Raw genomic sequence first — 18,366 nt, forward strand, 5'->3', positions numbered from 1 at the left:
GAGCCTGGACGCCAAGAGAGACCCTTTGGTCGAGATCGACGCCGTTGTGCCGTGGGAGGAGTTTCGCCCGGCGCTTGAGCGGGTCTGGCGTAAGCCCGATGCGGAGCGCAAGTCACGGGCCGGGCGCAAGCCCATGGACGCCGTTCTGATGTTCAAGACGCTGGTGCTGAGCGCGCTTTACAACCTGTCAGACGACCAGATCGAGTATCAGGTGCGCGACCGGCTGTCGTTCATGCGCTTTCTGGGGCTTGGGCTCGAGGATCGTGTGCCGGATGCCAAGACGGTCTGGCTTTATCGCGAGGCGCTGGCTCAGGCGGGCATGGTGGAGGGTGGAGGCGTTGTTCAAGCAGTTCGACGACTATCTGGCACGGCAGGGCTACATCGCGCGGGGAGGACAGATCCTCGATGCATCCATCGTGCCGGTGCCGCGCAACCACAATACGCGTGAGGAAAACAAGGCGATCAAGAGCGGGGAGGTGCCCGAGGACTGGGCGGACAAGCCCGCCAAGCGGTCACAGAAGGACGTTGATGCCCGCTGGACCAAGAAACATGGCATGAGCCATTACGGCTATAAGAACCACGTGGCCGTGGACCGCGCACGCAAGCTGGTGCGCCGCTACCATGTCAGCGATGCCGACCACGGCGAGGCTGGGGCGGCGGTCGGTCAGGATCTCGACCTGCTCCAGCGCCTCGGCGAGCGTGTGGCCGTCGTAGGGATTGCCCGGCAGGGTGCGCATGCCGACCACGAACCCCTCGGTGAGGGTTGTGGCGAGGCTGACCTTGGTGCCGAACTCGTAGCGGACCCGGGCCTTGCCGGCCTCGATCGTCTTGGTGAGCATCCACTCGACGCGCTCTTCACCGATCCGATTGCGCCAGCGGGTGAGCGAGGCCGGGTCGATGGGCGGACGGTGCTGGAAGAATGTCTCGCCGGTGAAATGCTGGTAGTAGGGGTTCTCGACCCAGCGCGCGACCACAGCGTCGTCGGACAGCCTGAAGGCATGTTGCAGATAGAGCAGCCCCGCCACCAGCCGCGACGGCGTTGCCGGCCGGCCCTTGTCCGAGGAGAAAAACCCGGCCCACTCCCGCTCGAAGAACTCCCAGTCAATCAGCGCCGCGAGCTTCACAAGCTCATGGCGCATGTCGATCATGCCGGTGATCTGCTTTGAAGTTCGCGAAGATCGCCTCGGTCAGGCCGTTCTGCTCCAGCAGGTGGCGAAAGTTCAGGATCGTGGGGTCGTCGGTGATGCAGTCGTCACCGAGTTCGATAACGATAAATCGCCGCATCGCCTCGCTTTCGCATAGCGTCTCCTCCGCCATCGAATCGCTCCACGCGCACCAGTTCCGAAGGAAATCCACCCGCAGCACCGTCTCCAACCTAGGTCACGCCTGTCACGCTAGATGTCGATAGCGTCAGATTACTTGCCCTAGGTCTGAAAGTATAAGTTGACTTCGAGCGCGCATGCTCCCGCCACTATCTAAAGAATTGTATTGGCCGAGAAAAACGTCGAGATCGTCGCGCGCGCCTTCGAGCAGTTGCCGGATTCGTGCGCCTTGCTCCCCTTGCCTCAACAATTGGCGGGCCAATTCGTGGCGAGCGGTTCCGCGTACTGCCAATGCTGACCCCCGAATCGAATCATTGGGTCGAGCCACAAGGGTCTCAGTAGCCTGGATGGCTTCCGAGAAGCGGTCGGCGCGTAAGAGGCTATGAGCATACTCCAACTGCAGCCGAGCCGCCGCATTCGGGTGGATTCCGGCGAGCATGCCTTCGTAACGTCGGATCGCTAGATCGTAGTTGCCAGTCTCAAGAGCTTGGCGAGCCACGGAATAATCACTGGCTGGTCCTCCGCCGGCAACTGAGCCTGCTTTCTCGCACGAGCTATGGGCGAATGCCACCACTGCTAGCACTACATGCGTAACAAGTCGCTTAGTCGTCATGTGTCGGCATCCGCTCAAAGTTTGGTTATTGCAACTTAAGCACAAGTGTATGTATTGTCCAGTAACGCTATGGTTGTGTATAGGATCCGCTTTTGCCCCTCGTCCTGTCCCTGGTCAGCCTGAACTTGAGCCGCGACGTCTCAAGCGGCGCAGCGAGTTCGGGAATGTTGCGGACCGGGACCGGTAGGCCTGTGCAGAGAGGTGGATTTCTTTCAGCGCCTTCAAAGGTGTGCAGTTCAGTGCAAGACAACGCGACAACTATGACAAACTGGCAATGAGGCGGAGCACTCGGAAGATGCATGACCGGCAGTACGATTCGCGGACAGGATCTGTCTACCCTCTATGTTCGAGAAATCGACAGTTTTCGGGCAACCGCGACGAGTTGAGCCGCGCTTCAACGACGTAATCTCTAGAAACAGCAGTTCTGGCTTTCAGTTTGCTCTTAGCTTCGGAATGGTGCTTATGGCTCGAACTCTTCTACTGTTCATTATAGTCTTCCTGGTTTCGCTACCACCGAAGTTGTTGCAGGCGCAGGTTCGGCTGGACTTGCGAGAGGTTGAGCTTCAGGCTTTCGTGCAACTTGTTTCCGAGCGAACACAACGTAATTTTGTGCTTGATCCCGGAGTTACCGGAACGGTTACAGTTTTTGCGCCTGCTCCCGTATCCCAGGACGCGCTTTACGAGGTCTTCCTCAACATCCTCGAAATCAATCGGCTGACAATCATTGAGGGTGATGGAATCGATCGTATCGTGCCGGCGCAATCTGCGCGCGGAATGTCCCCCAGTCGCCTTGCTCGAGGGCGTGGTGGTGCATTTGAAACGCGGGTGATTCCAGTATCGTCCGCAGATATCAGCGAAATTCTTGAAGTCGTATCACCGCTGATACCACCAGAAGCCGTGCTAACACCGATACCATCTGCGGGATTGGTGGTACTTTCTGACCGACAGGAAAACATTCTTAGAGTTGAATCCCTGATAAACAGGTTAAATTTAGCCAGCGATCGCGCCGTAGAAGCCATACGTCTTAATCACGGTGACGCTGAAGGAATGCTACCTATCTTGGAGTCTGCAATTCAGGTCCCCTCGGGTGCCTCGATTTCGGCAGACTTTCGCGGCAACAGCGTTGTCGTGAGTGGCCCTCCCGATTTTAGGTTGCGTGTTCGCAATGTGATTAGTCAACTCGACGTTCCTCAGCAGCGCTCGGTGTCACGCGTCGTTCGACTGAACTATGCCGATGCTCGTGAATTGGCCGAGGTCGTGCGCGAGTCTGCTGGGTTGTCTGATGCGCAGGGCATGGGGTTTATCAGTGTCGTTGCGGAGCCACAGAGCAATGCCATCCTCATCACGGCTCCCAGTGACCGGGTCAACGACCTCTTGCTCGCTGTGCGGTCTCTTGATGTGCGACCAGCGCAGGTTTTGATTGAGGCCGTAATATTCGAGATTTCCGCAGAAAACTTCTCCGATCTTTCGGTGCAATTTGGTGGCATCCTGAACGAAGCGATACTTGGCGGAACGTCGTTCGATCTCGACGGGCGCACTTCACTCATCACGCTAGTGAGCGGTGCCTTGTCCGGCAATATCGCCAGCCCGGGAACTGGCGGGATTTTCGCCGCGCGCAATTCACGCAATTTTGCGGCGCTCGTGACCGCCATCGCGCGAGAACGAAGTACACGTCTTCTCTCGACGCCGGCGGTTCTAACACTTAACAATCAGGAAGCCGAGATTGTCGTTGCACAGAACGTTCCATTCGTGACGGGGAGTTTTGCGACCGTTGGCGATAGCGCAGTGCCAGAGCGACCGTTCCAGACGATCGAGCGGCAGGATGTGGGCCTCACCCTCACTGTTCGTCCCCAGATCACAGACGACAGAACCGTTCGGATGGCGATCCAGCAGGAGGTGTCCAACCTAACCGGCTCGGCGGCGGCTGCCGGAGGTGAGATAACGGCCCGCCGACGACTTAGTACCAATGCCTTAATCGGCGACGGGCAAGTGATTATTTTGGGTGGGTTGATTGAGGACAGTACGCGCACCACCAACGCACGTGTGCCAGGGCTGAGCAATCTTCCGTTACTTGGCGCTCTTTTTCGTGGGCGGAACGTTCAGGACGGACAGAGGGTTCTACTAATAATGCTGCGTTCTCGCATCATCCATAATGACCGTGACGCCGCTCGGATCACGCAAGAGATTGCACGTCAAACCGAAACACTGAGCCGTCAGATCTCTCCCCGCAATGACACCCTATATCCCCAAGTTCGTCGTGCTGGTTTTCCTTTTGACGGCGTCGACCTTAATCAGCCTTTCGACAGGCTGGTCGTTGATCATGTCGTACGCGATCGGCTGTTCCCAGCCCTGCCGCCGAGGATCCCGATCGGCATCGGGAACTGATCAGGCGTCGATGGCAGTACCTCCACTAATCTTCACATTCGCTCGCGACAATCAGGTTGCACTCGACGGCGAACGGATACTCGCGGGACCCGAAGCGACCCTAGACGGACTCCGCGAGGCCCGACGTGTCGCTGGGCGTCCCCTCAGCCTTGAGACTGTAACAGAAGCCCAGTTCCTTCAGTCCCTCGTACGCATTTACGATCAGGCTACCGACCAGAGCGAAGAAACGGAAGTTGTTTTCAACATTGAAGAGGTTGAGGGGCTGGATCATTTACGTGACCTTCTTGAAGATGTCGCGGATGCCCCTGTCATCCGGCTGGTGAACCAGTTACTGCGCCAAGCTGTTCGCAGCGCGGCTTCCGATCTCCATCTCGAACCCCATGAGGACGGCCTTTGGGTCCGGATGCGCATTGACGGAATTATGCGACCGATTTTTGACCGGAAGGATGTTCCCGCGCGTCGTGTCGTTTCCCGTCTGAAGGTCATGGCAGGGCTAGACATTGTCGAAACTCGTCTCCCACAAGATGGACGCATTGCTCTCCGACTGGGCGGGCGAGCAATCGATGTCAGATTATCCACGTTACCTGGCCTTCATGGAGAACGCATCGTTATGCGGTTCCTTGATCGGCGAAGTGGCCTCGTAAGTCTTGATCAACTAGGCTTAATGCCAGCCGACGCGGAAATCCTTAGCAGACTGGCTGGCTCCCCACATGGCATGGTTTTGGCGACAGGTCCGACTGGAAGCGGGAAAACAACTACGCTTTATTCGCTCCTGAATCTCGTGAGACAGGCAGAGAGAACAATCCTAACGATTGAAGACCCAGTCGAATACGATTTGCCAGGAGTGTCACAGATTCAGGTGAACCCGGAAATTGGGTTCAGCTTTGCAAAGGGCATGCGGTCCATGCTGAGACAGGATCCGAATGTCCTCCTAGTTGGAGAGATCCGCGACATCGAAACAGCTCATATTGCTTGCGAAATCGCTCTTATCGGGAAGCTGGTGTTTTCGTCTTTGCATGCGAATAATGCACTTGCGTCGGTGGTCAGGCTGCGCGAACTTGGTGTGAGTAATCATTTGCTCTCAACAACCCTACGCGGGGTCATCGCACAAAGACTTGTCCGCCGTCTGTGCAGTGCATGTCGACGAGAGGTGCCGATTAGCGCGTTCGAGGCTTCTTATTTTAAGAGCCACGCTCTGGAAGCTCCCGAACGGTTATTCGCGGCTGAGGGTTGTGAGTTCTGTGATGGCGAAGGATATTGTGGGCGTGTAGGAATCTTCGATATCCTTGAGATTGACGATCGTTTGCTTCATGCGATTGATGATAACGCTTCCTTTATTAAGTTGCGCGAGGTGTCCGGACGACGGTTTTCCACCTTATTTGCAGCTGGACTTGTTCGAGCTGCTATTGGTGAGACCACTCTGGAGGAAGTGCGCCAGGTAATAGGTGACATCGCGTGAAGTCCTATACCTATAGAGCGTATACAGCTAACGGAAAAAGGCGCCAAGGCGTCATACTCGCAGAAAACGAGGGGCGCGCATCAGAGAAAATTTCCGCGAAAGGTCTCCTGCCCAGCGAAATTGTCCTAAGGGAGTCCGGGGCGATATCTTCGAATCTGTTTGGGTTCTGGCGCCGCAGTACGTACGTTGATAACGATATGCTTTCTGTCTTTACGAGACAGATGGCCGTTCTTCTCAACACAGGGCTGACGGCAGATTCCGCGCTGCATGCGATTCAAGCGGGAGCAGGCAGCTCTACAATAGAGGCTCTCGCCACGAAGGCTTGTGCTGGGGTTATCGAGGGCGAACCACTTTCGCAGGCGCTAAAGCACGCGGGCGCGGTCTTGCCACCTTGGTATACCGCAGCTCTCCAAGCCGGAGAGTCTTCCGGTAAGCTGGATCCAGTATTCCAGACACTTGCCGAGCATCTAGAGAATTCAGTCAGTGATCGAACCGCGATCATCTCAGCGCTAATCTACCCGGCTTTCGTATCGGTCGTTGCCATCCTCGTCTGTGTGATCCTTGTGGTGACAGTTACGCCTGAGATTGCTGCGATGTTCGATTCGGCCGGACAACAGTTGCCCGCACTCACGCTCTGGGTGCTGGGTGTTACGGAATTCGTTAGAACCCAATTCTATTGGTTGATTTTGGGAGTGACTGCTATTTTAGGCTCGGTCATAGCATTGAGCCGGCAAAAGAGGTTGAGGAATTGGCGTGACGATATCGTACTGCGGTTGCCGCTTATTGGACGCTTAATGCGTATGGCTGCGTCGGTTCAATACCTTCGCACATTGGCTTTGGTTATCAACAGTCGGTTGCCGATTATCGAGGCCTTAAGGTATTCTGCTGAGGTATTGTCAATACATTCATTTCGGCAAGAAGCATTCGATGCAGCTGATGCCTTGCGACGTGGGGAAAAACTTTCCAGTGCACTCCTGCTTTTGAGTTTTCTACAGCCAGTTTCACGGCAACTTATTCAGGCCGGAGAAGACTCCGCTAGACTCGGTGCAATGAGCGATCGGGCTGCAGTACTTGCGGAGACTTGGCTACGAACGGAAAGAAAACGGCTAATTACGGTGCTTGAGCCGGCGTCAATGATTGCCGTTGGCGGCGTGGTTCTGATCATTGTACTGGCCATACTCCTGCCAATTTTCGACATGCAGACAATGGTCTCTAGCTGACCTCACCGGACAAGAACTATTGTTTCGCTTGAGGCGCTGAAGTCATAGAATTGCTGGAAATTCGGAAGGGGTGGATAACGTAGAGAGTAATTCGCACTTTCAGATCTGCCTGGGGTCAATGAGTGGCGGGGCTAGAGGTAGCCGCCCTCGAGGGCAAGCCAAACCAGAGCCGCTGATACCGACAGGGCTGCGCCAAACGGAACGCGAGCGGTGCGCCGAACCTTCCGTCCGGTTCGCCAGTTTCGTAGTAGGGCGAGGAACAGCGCGGAAAAGCCTGCCACGAGCGTTACGTAAGGGATCGCCATTGGACCGACCGCGGCTCCTATTCCTGCCATGAGCTTGACGTCCCCAAAGCCCAGCCCCTCTCGCCCCGTGAACCATCGATAGGCCAGTCGAAGGAGCCCGAAGAACCCGAAGCCCAGTGCCGCTCCAATGATGGCTAGCCCGAACTGCCGGTGAAGCATTTGGCCGTCAATGCGAATGACTGCCAAAACGAGAGCAATAATAAGGAGCGCTCCGGTCAACTGATCCGGTAGGCGAAAATGCTTTAGATCAGCCAATGTCAGAGCGAGCAAGCACCAAAGCAGTGCCGCGCCAAGCACTGCTTCGGGCACGCCGTCGCTCGCGAAGACTGCGGCCATGCCGAGAAGTAGACCGAGAATCTCGGCATGCCACAGATCCGCCGGGATATGAGCTCCGCAGAAGGAGCAACGGCCCCGCAGGACCGCGTACGACACAAGCGGAATCATTTGAAGACCAGAAATCTTTGTACCGCAGGAGCGGCAGCGCGATCTTGCGATAAGAACCGGTTCGTTTCGAGGAAGGCGGTCCCCTAGAAGCGCAGCAAAGGATCCGACGGCTGGTCCGGCAAGGATCAGCAGTATGGGGAGGAGTTCGTTCAAGGAAAGATTCACCAAGGCTTAGTAACTCGCATTTATCTTCACTTGCGCTGAATTTGGCCGACTCTGGCCTTTGTATCGTGCCTACGAGAGTATGCTATGCCATTCAAAAGTCCAAACACGACGAAGGTAAGGAGTGCCGACCGAGGGTTCAGCCTTATCGAACTAATGGTTGCCGTGGTGATTCTGTCAATTCTTGCCGTGGTTATCGTTCCGCGAGTTATTGATCGGCCGGATCAGGCAAGGGTGGCACGGGCACGTTCAGATATTGCCGCACTCTCCGCGGGACTGAATCTCTATCGTCTCGATAACGCCGTCTACCCGACGACGGAACAAGGGCTACGGGCACTTTCGCAACGGCCGACAAGTCAACCTGTGCCAGCAAACTGGGCATCGGGTGGCTATCTCGATCGCGTCCCGCGTGATCCTTGGGGGAACGAGTACCAGTATCTCTCCCCAGGCGTGCGTGGTTCATTCGATCTTTTCAGCTATGGATCTGATGGTAGACCCGGAGGGACTGGCACTAATGCGGACATTGGGAACTGGCAGGTTGACTGATTACCGCGCCGGTTTTTCCTTAATTGAGCTACTGGTTGTCACCACTATTATTTCGGTTCTGTCGCTTGGCTTGGTTCTTGGTGCCGGCGTCGGAGGCGTCATGGAGCGCAGTCGTGTGGATGGAGTTCGGCGATCAGCCCGCGCGTTAGAAGGCGCCGTTTCCTTAGCGCGCGACCAAGCGCTTTTGGGCAGGCGCCTGCACGCCTTGGCGCCGAACCCGGATGGCTGGGAAATCCTACAACTGGAGAATGGCGAATGGCAGGGCGTTCGTGCTGCGACCAGTCGCAGAGAACTCGTTTGGCGCGTCGATGGGAAGCTTGTTCGGCGGCTGCAGGATCCTGCCCAAGAGAACTGGGCGCCTTTAATCCTTTTCTTGGAAGACGGACGGGTAACGCCATTCGAGGTAGTTTTCCAAGCGCCAGAAGGGGTGATCCAGTGTGAAACCGATGGCTGGGAGGCATTTCAATGCCAGATAAGATGAGCCACGGGGAACTTGGAATTTCGCTGATAGAGCTTGTCCTCGCTATCCTGATCCTTTCGCTAGGCGCCTTGGCGGCCTTCCGTGTCAGCGATACAGTGCAACGTGGTGTCGGGCAACAGGAGGCACGCCTGCTGGCTCAGCAGGTTGCGCTGAACCGCGTTGCCGAACTCAAGCTAGATGGCATACTTCGGGGGCGGGCGTTACCTTCCCTTGTTGAAATGGGTCGCTTGCAGTGGCAGGTAGTGGTTCTCGAAAACGAGACGGAGATCGGTCTGGTCGAAGCCACTATCGTAGTGACAGGGCAGAACTTGCCTGGAGCGCGGCTTGTAGCCTTCGTTGCCGAGGAAGGTGCGCCATGACGTCAACCATGGCCGCTTCATTTCTATCGGTGACTCGCGAGGTGAGCAGCGAAACGGTCGCACCTGCACTCCGATTCTGGCATGTCGACTCGTCCGACCCGCCGCCTGCCGCGGACAGTTTTATCGCTTTGGCGCCTGGGATGGACGTCATTGCATTGACCGTCTCCCTTCCCTCCACACTCAGAGGCAGGGCGAGAGAAGAGGTGGCGATCCGGCAAGTTTACGACCGTCTGAGCGCTAAGCCAGGGTCCTTGCGTGTGTACCCATTGGCACTTCCCGGCGCGGTGGATGGGTGGACCTCAACTCTCGTGGCGAATGAAGATTTTATCACGGAGTGGCAGCGACGCCTCGGGTCGGCAAGTGCGCGTTGCCGGGCTATTCTACCAGATTACCTCTCGCTGCCGTTCGCTCCGGGGCTCTGGACGATCACTGTGTCGTCGGAAATGGGTCGAGCGGTGGTGCAGGTTCGCTTTGGTGCAGCTGACGGATTTTCTGCGGAAACCGAGCTTGCAATTTTCGCGCTTACTCGGGCGAGGGCGACACTACCGGCCCCTGAAGCTGTGCTTTGCATCGGCCCCGTTGCGCCGACAGTTGAAACCGCACTAGACGGGTTGCCACTCGTGCAGTCCTCGCAGGCTCTTCCCAAAGACAAGGCGCCCGCAGGTGTTCTTCAGTTGGGTGAAGAAGTACTCGATCTACGTAAGCATCCCGTGCATCATGGTCGAACGGTCTTTGCAAAGCGGGTCCGCAGGCTTCGCTGGCCGCTGTCGCTATTCGCGCTTGGCGCGCTCGCGTGGGCGGCATCAATCGAATTTGACGTACAGCGTTATCGTGCAACGGCGGATTCGATCAACGAAGAAATAATGGTGGTAGTTCGCCGGGACTTTCAACTTTCAGGGTCTATCATCGACGTACGTATTCAGGTGGAACGTGAGATTGAGCGGCTTCGGCGGCAGACTACACTCCCCTACAAAGGCAATGAAATTCTGGAAAAATTCCGAGAGATTAGCCATGTGCTGGCTGGCTATGACGATCTTGAGATAGTCTCGGCTGTCCTGATTGAGGGGGAGGGCATCTCCCTCAATCTTTTGACGCCCGATTTCATCACACTTGATAGGATAACTGCGCGACTCCGCGAGATGGAGGGCGAATTGAGTATTTTGCGCTCGACGACTGAACCGGGAGGACACGTGTGGGGATCGCTTTTCATTGCAGCGAACATCGTCAGCGAGTGAGTGGATAGTGGAACTCATTTCGCGACAGAGCATCCGTGCGCGCCTTCTCTTAATCTGTCTTGGCGGGTTCATGCTGTCCACCTTTTTTCTATTGGGTATCATACTTCCAGTTGCGGAGCGGCGGGAAGCTGCATATCGCGACCTCGCCGAAGTACAAGCTGAACGCGCTTGGCTGGAGCAAATGCGTGTTGAGCATGCGCGACTTTCGCAGAGAGTCAAAGATTCTACTGAATTGAAAACTGGAGGCGTGGGCCTGAGTGGAATCGAGACAAGCTTGCTCGTTTCAGGATTGTGGGAGTCTGTCACGGAACTTGGCAACGCTGCAGAAGACTCTATTGACCTGCGCTTCAATGAGGTTGATTTTGTTCACCTCATGTCGTGGCTGAACCGTATCGAGCTGGATGCTGGCTACACGGTTTCACGGCTTCAATTAACGAAAGGGGAACACTCAGGGAAAGTAGAAGCCGAGATGCAACTGAAGCAAGCCATTGAGTGAGTCGTTACTGATTCCCCGCTGTAATCTGCCGCGCAGCGTCGCTAATCGATATTCTGAACCACATCGAGTTGTCGCGAAGGCTCCGACTTTTGAACAAGATGGAGCGTCCGTACGGGTTTTGACTAGGTGTTTTATCCCACGGTTTGATGGTGCGCTTCTCTCGAAAGAATGGAAGGAAGCACTATGGGACAAGTTCGTCACGGGAGCGCCACGACCACGCACGCCGTCAGAACTGCAATACAGAGATCGCGAGCTTCTCTCGCGCAGCTGAGCAATGAATTGGGCATCAACCCCAAGACTGTGGCAAAGTGGCGGAAGCGGGCGACGGTCGAGGATATGAAGACCGGGCCGACGGAACCGCGCTCGACGGTTTTGACCGAAGCCGAGGAAGCGGCAATCGTCGCGTTCCGGCGCCACACACTGAAGTCATTGAATTGCCGAAAATAAAACGGCAGTGTCTCCCTTGCGTGTTGAACGTCGTCTAACCTTGTGAGGACATTTCGCGAACACGCAGGTCGGAGGGATGTAGATGGATAGCCAGGGGAATCGCGTTTGGCGCTGACGGCTTGAGCTGCGGCCCTTATGGCGGCGATCGGGATGGATTCAGGATGGCGAATTCATCCTCTGGAATCCGCTGCCGCCATGGACATCTTCCTCACCGCCTTCGCTGACATCCCCAATCGACGCGCGATGCGACGGCCTCGCCGGTTTCGAACTGAAGCTGGTCTCCTCGGTCACGCTCGCCAGCACGCTCGAGGCACTGCACAACAGATGGGACAGGAACGATCCGAAGGATGCGCAGGTCATCCTGCACATGTTGAAGATCGGCGCGGTCCTCATCGGGCGCAAAGCCATACATAAGGGCGGACCACTTCAGTGGGGCGGATCACAAGTTCAGCTGAGCGGGCGAAGCGTGCGATCGCTGTAAGGTAGTTCGGGCGGGCTGCCTGGTTTTGGCGCTCGATTGACGAACGGGCCCAAAGTGCTTCCTTCCAGTGTCTCGAAAGTATAGCCATTTAAAAAATTTGGGATCAAACACCTAGGCGTCCCAGACCCGGATCGGACCGCAGTCGATATGGGTGAAATTCGACTTCGAGTAGCGTCCGACACCGCCCATATGGCAAGCCCCGGCCGCAAGCGCCACCTGCGCCACATTGCGTGAGCGCATCCTGACATCGGCGGCTTGGCCGATCGTGTGACGGGGGTTCGACGCACCCCCGCGTCTGTTAAAATTCTGCGTGCCGTTGATCTGAGGCGATCGATAGCCCGAAAGGAGTTGGAACGGCTCTTCGGTATCGAGGAGCTTGTGCGCGGCGGCCATGATGTCGAGTGTACGCGCGTCAATTCGGTGCACCTCGTTATTGTGCCAGTCGCGGAAGAAGTGGTTGATCTCGTTAAGAACGTCTGCGATGTACTCGCCATCCGCCCAATATACAGCGTTCAAAACCTCGCCAGTGCGTCCTGAATACACGCGCAGGCGACGGAATTCGCCCGCGCCGCGTAGCAAGGAAAACGCGTTGGCGAAAGTCGGAGCGGCGGTCAGCGCAGTTGCGGCAAAAACTCGCAAAAGCACGCGACGGGGCAAGCCGGTTGAGGCATTCCAGTCCATGATTAATCCTGTCCCATCCCGGTCATATTCGCTACTGCTCTCTGGTTTGGATCATCTACTCCCCCTTTTTGTCCTAGTGGCTTCGTTGAATATTCTTGAGGAGTTCATTTTAGATGTACCTTCTTTCGCCACAGATGCCGTCGACCCAGGAGCGTACCGAAGATCTATCTCAGAAATTGCGCAAATCGGTATCCTGTTCTGAGAATAGGCGGAATCCTCTTGACAAATTGTTAAGTTGGGTTTTGCTCGCGCTGTTATCAGACCGACTCTCGCGGCGGCAGTGACCTGTGAGATGCCGGCGATGCTAACGAGGATCTCGTGGCGCGCCCGTAGGTCGGGATGGTTTTGATGGTCGCTACTCTGATCCACGCAAAAAACTCCCTCTTTTGATGCGAGGTCGACGCGCAGTTGGTGGGCTTGGCGGCGTCTTCATTTATGCGAAACGCGCAAAGCAAGCGCATCATCTCCATGGTGCGCGCCAAGGTCGAGCAACCTTGCCGCTTCCTCAAGCGCAAGTTCGGCTATGTCAAACCCCGCTACCGCGGCCTTGCAAGCAACCGCACACAGCTCTTAACACTGTTCGCGCTCGGCAGCCCGGTCCCGCGAGTTCATCGCAGCTCAAAGCGCAAGCAACTGTGTATCTGGTGAAATCGGGATAAGACTAAGCCAGTTAAGCAGTTATTCATCTCTAACCAAGATTTTCTAAGCGTCCTGAGTCAAACTGATTCGCGGCATGTTCTGACGCTTCACATGCAACTGCAATTCTGACCGAAACAGCTACCGTAGGCTTCTAGCTTGAAAACGCTCCTTGCTTCTCAAGATTCGTGGGCAACTCTAGTGCGCTTTCCACTCCTCCTGATCGGAGGAATCGTCGCAGCGATTGGTGTCAACCAGTTGGCTCGTGCGGTCTTTACTTCTCTTCCAGAACCGGAAATGATGATCCAGATCGCGGTTGTGGATCCCGAAACCCGCGTTCCCTCCTCTCGACCGAGGGTAGTCGCTGAATGGGCTCCTGTTTTCGGCTCGCCTCAGATGGAAGACATCACTATTTCATTAAGCGAGCCAGTAGAAGAAGCGGAAACCGTCAGACTTGAGTTAAACTATAGGCTACGTGGAATTGTCGTTGGAGAAGACCATGACATTGCTATTCTTGAAGGAGGCAATGGAACTGAAATCGTACGGACCGGTGGGGAGCTGTTAGATGGTCGTAAGTTGCTAGAAATACACCAAGATGGTGTTCTGATTGAGAGCGCTGGTGGTAGTATCTTAATCGCATTCCTCGAGGCGGAGTTTACGGCACTTGAGGAAAGTTCTTCTGATGTAGGCCGAGATGACAGTGTCATTATTGAAAGATCGGCTCCCGCTCTCGCAGTGACTGATGTTTTAAAGGATTCATCATCGAGTCGCGCGCTTCAAACGGCGCATTCCCGTCGACACCAAGCGGCGCCTCGTCGCTTCTTCAGCACAGAATAGGCTCTGATGATGTGACCGCCGCCCGACGGCCTCTGTGTGCCAAGGTGGGTCTGCAACGATCCACAAAGGGGAGCGGTCATTTCGGAGATTATCACGGTCGGGCTCGACCTGGCTAAGAATGTGTTTCAGGTGCATGGGTCTGACGGTTCCGGGCGGGCGGTGCTGCGCAAGAAGCTGAGGCGGGACCAAGTCCTGGATTTCTTCGGACGCCTGCCACTGTGTGTCGTCGCCATGGAAGCCTGTGGCGGCGCGCATTTCTGGGGCCGCGAGATCACGAAGCTGAGCCATGAGGTGAGGCTCATCCCTCCCGTATACGTCAAGCCTTTCGTGAAACGTCAGAAGAACGATGCGGCCGATGCCGAGGCGATCTGCGAGGCCGCGCTGCGTCCGACCATGCGCTTCGTGCCCGTGAAGAGCCAAGAGACCCAGGGCGCGGCGATGGTCTACCGGATACGGGAACTTCTGATCCGTCAGCGGACGCAGGCGATCAACGCCCTGCGCGGCCATCTGGGTGAGTTCGGGCAGATCGTGCCGCAAGGCGCAGGCAAACTGGCTAGAAAACTAGGACGCTACTCAATCCAAAACCAGAGCCGGCGTGTGACATGCTCCGCTCTTCGACGCTGGACCGCCCAGAGGCAGAGTTTTCCGGCAGCCATTATTGCGATACGGGATTTGAACCTTCAGGGTCTACGCCGCGCATCACAATCCAGCAGGACTTCTGGCGGACTGATCTCAAGAATATCAATCGTTAAGAGAGGGAACTGAATAGCAAACTCCTTGGCAATCATTTCAACACTGGGCAAGGGCTGTGTTACCGCACATAGCAGCCCACTATATTTATTTCTCTGCAAGAAGCTTCCGAGATCCATTAGATCCCAATTCGGTTGAGTGAGCGGCGCCAGGATAATATCAGGGCGAACCGCCTCGAGAACACTGTGCTCAAGAAAGCGCCAGTGCGTACACACGACGGTTTGTCCATCACTCCGTGGGAGGTGGTTCCAAAGAAATTTCGGAGTTTCGATCGTAAGGAATGATGATGCTAAGCGGACTGACTTCGGAATAGACCCATGCCTTAGCTTACTTTTCGCTGAAGGGGTCGTTGCCAGCATCCTGTCTTCCTGTCGTGCTGATTATTCATGGTCATCATCTAAGAAGAAAGCAAGACGGGTATGCCTGATTTGTCAACCTTACTTAGGGGCACCTCGATTTTTGTCCTTTCCCGATCGTGCGGAGCGGACTCACCGGTTTGAGACGCGCACGATGCCCCCAGTCGGCGTCCTTGCGCGTTATTGGGTCTTCGGTACGCCGCCTGTCTCGCGCAGCATTTCGTGCCTTGCGGCCTGATTTCCGAGCGCCGCGGTCACGTCGGGCACGGGTTCAGGCGGCGCAACTGGCCGAGGCGGCGCATGTTGTAGGCGAGGTTCTTCATGCCGATCTTCGCCTTCGCCCGCACCATGCCGATTGTGCGCACCCGCGTGCCTCCCATGTCGTTTGGTCTGCGCGCCGAAGACATGTTCGATCCGCGCACGCACCGAGGATTTCGTCCGGTTGCTGCTCTTGGCCTGCTCGGTCAGCGGCTTGCCGCGCTTGCCCTTGCGATGGATGTGGCTTTTCAGTTTCAGGGCACGCAGCTTGGCTTCCATCTCCTCGGACCGATAGGCCGGGTCTGCCCAGATACCCGCGCCGGTATTGTCCCGCGACAGCAGGTGGTCCACCACCTGGCTGTCATGAAGGGCGGCATCGCTGACATGGTAGCGGCGCACCAGCTTGTGTGCGCGGTCCACGTTCACGTGGTTCTTGTAGCCGTAATGGCTCTTGCCATGTTTCTTGGTCCAGCGGGCATCAACGTCCTTCTGTGACCGCTTGGCAGGCTTGTCCGCCCAGTCCTCGGGCACCTCCCCGCTCTTGAGCGGGTCAACGCCGCGACCGCAAAGCCTCACCACAAGCGCAGCTCGACAGAGTTCGCCGTGGATTCGCAAAACATTAACCAATACCGGAAATGACTGGGTCTGCAGCCCCACCACTTCACCGAAAGTCAAAGTACTATTGAGAGGCTCCAATCATGAGTTGACGTTCAAGGACAATTCTTTCTCAAACCCGCAGTCCAGCGTGGGCCTTGAATGAAAGTACTTGTATTGCCGACCACACCACAACCTCGGAAGGTGCCCTAGCCCGGCAAGGATCACGAAAATGCTTTCACCGCTCCAAATCTTGAACCTACGGCGCGCTCCGATAGCAGGCGCTCCGCAGGCGGCATCAGAAGTCCCTGACCAGAACTTCGAGGCCGATAGTGGTGATCGGTTCATCGACACCGCACAATTCTTTCAGGGAGTAGGATTACAGTTTAGTGTTTTGGGTCCTGAGGGTGTTGTAGTCGGACCACTTACTGGTCAACTTGTAATCCCGACTGACATGGCGTGGCGGAGCGCTGAAGTCACGGTCACTGCGAGGAATGCAAACGGTACAGCATCGCAGACGTTCCGGGTGGTTGTCGAGGCGGTGGGTGAGCCACCGCGCGTCGTCGCGCAAATATCGGACCAAGTTTTCGAGACAGGTAGCCGCGACCATGTTCTCGAGACGGCACCCTACTTCGAGGGGGAGGAGTTACGCTACAGCGTCTCTGGCTCGTCTCGCGCCTCGATCAACGCCACTACCGGTAGGTTGACCTACTCAACTGGGTCGCAGGTGAGCGACAGTAGCGTGACGGTGTTGGTCGCGAATAACCATGGTTCGGTGTCTCAGACGTTCCGTGTGGCTGTTGAGGCGGTGGGCGAGCCGCCGCGCCTCGTGACGCAAATCCCGGACCAAGTTTTCGAGACAGGTAGCGGCGACCAAGTTGTCGAAACGGCATTCTATTTCGACGGGGAAGAGCTACAATACAGCGTCTCTGGGTCGTCCCGCGTCTCGATCAATACCACTACCGGTAGGCTGACCTACTCAACCGGATTGCAGGCGAGCGATAGCGGCGTGACGGTGTCAGTCGCGAACAACTTTGGTTCGGTTTCTCAAACGTTCCGTGTAGTTGTTGAGGCGGTGGGCGAGCCGCCGCGCGCCGTGGCGGAAATTCCGGACCAGGTTTTTGAAGCGGCTAGCGGCGACCAGGTTGTCGAGACGGCGTCCTACTTCGAGGGGGAGGAGCTTAATTACGGCGTCTCTGGTTCGTCCCTCGCCTCGATCAACGCCAATACCGGTAGGCTAATCTATTCAACGGGGTCGCAGGCGAGTGACAGCGGCGTGACGGTGTCGGTCGCGAACAACTTCGGTTCTGTATCGCAGACGTTCCGGGTGATTGTGCAGGCCGTGGACAACCCGCCGCGGGTTGTGGCGCAAATTCAGGATCTGATTTTCGATATGTATAGCGGAGATCAGGAAATTGAAACAGCGCCTTATTTTGAGGGTGAGAGACTATGGTTCAGCGTTAACGGTCCCGAAGGCGTGACAATCGACGCCACGACCGGCCGCGTCTCGATCGACACGGACCGCGGCTGGACCTCCGGGACGATCACCGTGACTGCGCACAACTCTGGCGGCAGCGCTGCGAGCAGCTTCCAGATCACGCTCGAGCGCGAAGATACCGGGACCGAGCCCGACTACACGCCGGCGGCGACCGAACTGCGCACGAGCGTCGAAAAGGACGGCGTGACCTTCTTCTTCAACGAACCCGCGCAGGTCGGCCGATACTGCACCGGCGACTGGTTCGTGGTGATGCAGCCAGGCCTCAAGCTGACCGCGACCAATCCGGCCTGCCGCCGGGTCGAAAACACTGACGACACACACGCCTTCACCTATGCCGGCCGCAATCTGATCGGCCGCTATGTCCATGGCCTGCAGATCGACCCCTCGGACGCCGACAAGCAGGGCTTCGACAGCTATGCGGCTCAAGCAAGTACGAACCGCATCCATCGCGGCGTGCGGGCACCGATCAGCATCCCCTCCGGTCCCTCCATCTTCCAAGCCGATTGGTCACCTGCGCTGAACATGGATCCGGCGTTTGTCATGGATGGTAACGCGGTATCGGACCCGACGCATGCCATGTCCACGCCGCGTGGTCCCGTGTCTCTTGACCGCCCCATGAGCTTGGTGAAGGCTATTTCCCGCGCGGTGGCGCACGAACACGGTCGCGGCGGGCAGGAAATGCTGGTCGCGCTGACCGTTGTTGCCGAAGTGCCCCCGGAAGGTGCCTTTCGTCCCCCAATGGGTGGCCCCGCCGTAGACCTGCCCGTCACCTGGACAGAAGCTGGCGTTCAGCCTTTCCTC

Annotated in this window: 14 protein-coding genes and 6 pseudogenes; 15 read left to right on the plus strand and 5 right to left on the minus strand. The window is 56.7% G+C overall.

All coding sequences use genetic code 11. From position 1 onward, the window contains the following. Positions 1–635: pseudogene (locus tag IM708_RS17645) on the plus strand (IS5 family transposase); the annotation flags it as partial. Between the two features lie 15 nt (positions 636–650). On the opposite strand, the pseudogene IM708_RS17650 reads toward IM708_RS17645, so the two are convergent. Then, a pseudogene (locus IM708_RS17650) lies at positions 651–1,148 on the minus strand (transposase); the annotation flags it as partial. Continuing rightward, positions 1,129–1,365, minus strand: coding sequence for a transposase (locus tag IM708_RS17655; protein WP_348524996.1), 237 nt, complete (start codon positions 1,363–1,365; stop codon positions 1,129–1,131). The pseudogene IM708_RS17650 and the gene IM708_RS17655, both read right to left, overlap by 20 nt. Before the next feature lie 912 nt (positions 1,366–2,277). Here IM708_RS17655 and IM708_RS17660 point away from each other — a divergent pair. Genes IM708_RS17660 through IM708_RS17670 form a run of 3 tightly spaced genes read left to right on the plus strand, consistent with a single transcriptional unit; the run spans position 2,278 to position 6,999 of the window. Next, complete coding sequence (locus IM708_RS17660; protein ID WP_209427897.1) at positions 2,278–4,320, plus strand: secretin N-terminal domain-containing protein; 2,043 nt, start codon at positions 2,278–2,280, stop codon at positions 4,318–4,320. 10 nt (positions 4,321–4,330) lie between these two features. After that, on the plus strand, positions 4,331–5,779 hold the full coding sequence (locus tag IM708_RS17665; protein WP_209427898.1) for a GspE/PulE family protein: 1,449 nt from the start codon (positions 4,331–4,333) through the stop codon (positions 5,777–5,779). Then, positions 5,776–6,999: a type II secretion system F family protein gene (locus IM708_RS17670; RefSeq protein ID WP_348524995.1), complete on the plus strand. Its 1,224-nt coding sequence runs from the start codon at positions 5,776–5,778 to the stop codon at positions 6,997–6,999. Before IM708_RS17665 ends, IM708_RS17670 begins: the two co-directional genes overlap by 4 nt. Positions 7,000–7,130: 131 nt before the next feature. Here IM708_RS17670 and IM708_RS17675 read toward each other — a convergent pair whose 3' ends face one another. Beyond that, positions 7,131–7,901 carry an A24 family peptidase gene (locus IM708_RS17675; protein ID WP_209427899.1) on the minus strand — a complete coding sequence of 257 codons (771 nt, stop codon included), beginning with the start codon at positions 7,899–7,901 and terminating at the stop codon, positions 7,131–7,133. A 96-nt stretch (positions 7,902–7,997) separates the two neighbouring features. On the opposite strand from IM708_RS17675, the gene gspG reads away from it, so the two are divergent. The 7 genes and pseudogenes from gspG to IM708_RS17705 form a co-directional block, all read left to right on the plus strand. Then, complete coding sequence (gene gspG / locus IM708_RS17680) at positions 7,998–8,456, plus strand: type II secretion system major pseudopilin GspG (protein WP_209427900.1); 459 nt, start codon at positions 7,998–8,000, stop codon at positions 8,454–8,456. Then, complete coding sequence (locus IM708_RS17685) at positions 8,449–8,937, plus strand: prepilin-type N-terminal cleavage/methylation domain-containing protein (protein WP_209427901.1); 489 nt, start codon at positions 8,449–8,451, stop codon at positions 8,935–8,937. Before gspG ends, IM708_RS17685 begins: the two co-directional genes overlap by 8 nt. Beyond that, positions 8,922–9,296 carry a hypothetical protein gene (locus IM708_RS17690; protein WP_209427902.1) on the plus strand — a complete coding sequence of 125 codons (375 nt, stop codon included), beginning with the start codon at positions 8,922–8,924 and terminating at the stop codon, positions 9,294–9,296. The genes IM708_RS17685 and IM708_RS17690 overlap by 16 nt, the downstream gene beginning before the upstream one ends. Then, on the plus strand, positions 9,293–10,531 hold the full coding sequence (gene gspL / locus IM708_RS17695) for a type II secretion system protein GspL (RefSeq protein WP_209427903.1): 1,239 nt from the start codon (positions 9,293–9,295) through the stop codon (positions 10,529–10,531). Before IM708_RS17690 ends, gspL begins: the two co-directional genes overlap by 4 nt. Positions 10,532–10,538: 7 nt before the next feature. Next, the gene (gene gspM, locus IM708_RS17700; protein WP_209427904.1) at positions 10,539–11,027 is read left to right on the plus strand and encodes a type II secretion system protein GspM; all 489 of its coding nucleotides are present in this window, start codon (positions 10,539–10,541) and stop codon (positions 11,025–11,027) included. 183 nt (positions 11,028–11,210) lie between these two features. After that, a pseudogene (locus IM708_RS21410) lies at positions 11,211–11,462 on the plus strand (IS481 family transposase); the annotation flags it as partial. A gap of 262 nt (positions 11,463–11,724) precedes the next feature. Continuing rightward, a pseudogene (locus tag IM708_RS17705) lies at positions 11,725–11,859 on the plus strand (IS110 family transposase); the annotation flags it as partial. A 207-nt stretch (positions 11,860–12,066) separates the two neighbouring features. Here the strand turns inward: IM708_RS17705 and IM708_RS17710 are convergent. Further along, positions 12,067–12,636 carry a DUF882 domain-containing protein gene (locus IM708_RS17710; RefSeq protein ID WP_209427905.1) on the minus strand — a complete coding sequence of 190 codons (570 nt, stop codon included), beginning with the start codon at positions 12,634–12,636 and terminating at the stop codon, positions 12,067–12,069. A 468-nt stretch (positions 12,637–13,104) separates the two neighbouring features. Here IM708_RS17710 and IM708_RS17715 point away from each other — a divergent pair, with 468 nt between their 5' ends. The 3 genes and pseudogenes from IM708_RS17715 to IM708_RS17725 form a co-directional block, all read left to right on the plus strand. Beyond that, positions 13,105–13,284 (plus strand): hypothetical protein, encoded by a 180-nt coding sequence (locus tag IM708_RS17715; protein ID WP_209427906.1) that lies wholly within the window; start codon positions 13,105–13,107, stop codon positions 13,282–13,284. 147 nt (positions 13,285–13,431) lie between these two features. Next, positions 13,432–14,109, plus strand: a complete 678-nt coding sequence (locus tag IM708_RS17720) for a hypothetical protein (RefSeq protein ID WP_209427907.1) — start codon at positions 13,432–13,434, stop codon at positions 14,107–14,109. A 78-nt stretch (positions 14,110–14,187) separates the two neighbouring features. Further along, a pseudogene (locus tag IM708_RS17725) lies at positions 14,188–14,700 on the plus strand (IS110 family transposase); the annotation flags it as partial. A 769-nt stretch (positions 14,701–15,469) separates the two neighbouring features. Here IM708_RS17725 and IM708_RS17730 read toward each other — a convergent pair. Further along, positions 15,470–16,019 (minus strand): annotated as a pseudogene (locus tag IM708_RS17730) (IS5 family transposase); the annotation flags it as partial. A 775-nt stretch (positions 16,020–16,794) separates the two neighbouring features. Between IM708_RS17730 and IM708_RS17735 the strand changes: the two are divergent. Continuing rightward, positions 16,795–18,366: hypothetical protein (locus IM708_RS17735; protein WP_209427908.1), on the plus strand; the 1,572-nt coding region annotated here is incomplete at its 3' end.

Source organism: Pararhodobacter sp. SW119 (assembly GCF_017811755.1).
Lineage (GTDB): Bacteria > Pseudomonadota > Alphaproteobacteria > Rhodobacterales > Rhodobacteraceae > Pararhodobacter.

Coding starts and splice junctions, on each gene's coding strand:
- IM708_RS17660 (WP_209427897.1), top strand. CDS start 2,278: ATGTTCGAGAAATCGACAGTTTTCGGGCAACCGCGACGAGTTGAGCCG.
- IM708_RS17665 (WP_209427898.1), top strand. CDS start 4,331: ATGGCAGTACCTCCACTAATCTTCACATTCGCTCGCGACAATCAGGTT.
- gspG (WP_209427900.1), top strand. CDS start 7,998: ATGCCATTCAAAAGTCCAAACACGACGAAGGTAAGGAGTGCCGACCGA.
- IM708_RS17690 (WP_209427902.1), top strand. CDS start 8,922: ATGCCAGATAAGATGAGCCACGGGGAACTTGGAATTTCGCTGATAGAG.
- gspL (WP_209427903.1), top strand. CDS start 9,293: ATGACGTCAACCATGGCCGCTTCATTTCTATCGGTGACTCGCGAGGTG.
- IM708_RS17710 (WP_209427905.1), bottom strand. CDS start 12,636: ATGGACTGGAATGCCTCAACCGGCTTGCCCCGTCGCGTGCTTTTGCGA.
- IM708_RS17715 (WP_209427906.1), top strand. CDS start 13,105: ATGGTGCGCGCCAAGGTCGAGCAACCTTGCCGCTTCCTCAAGCGCAAG.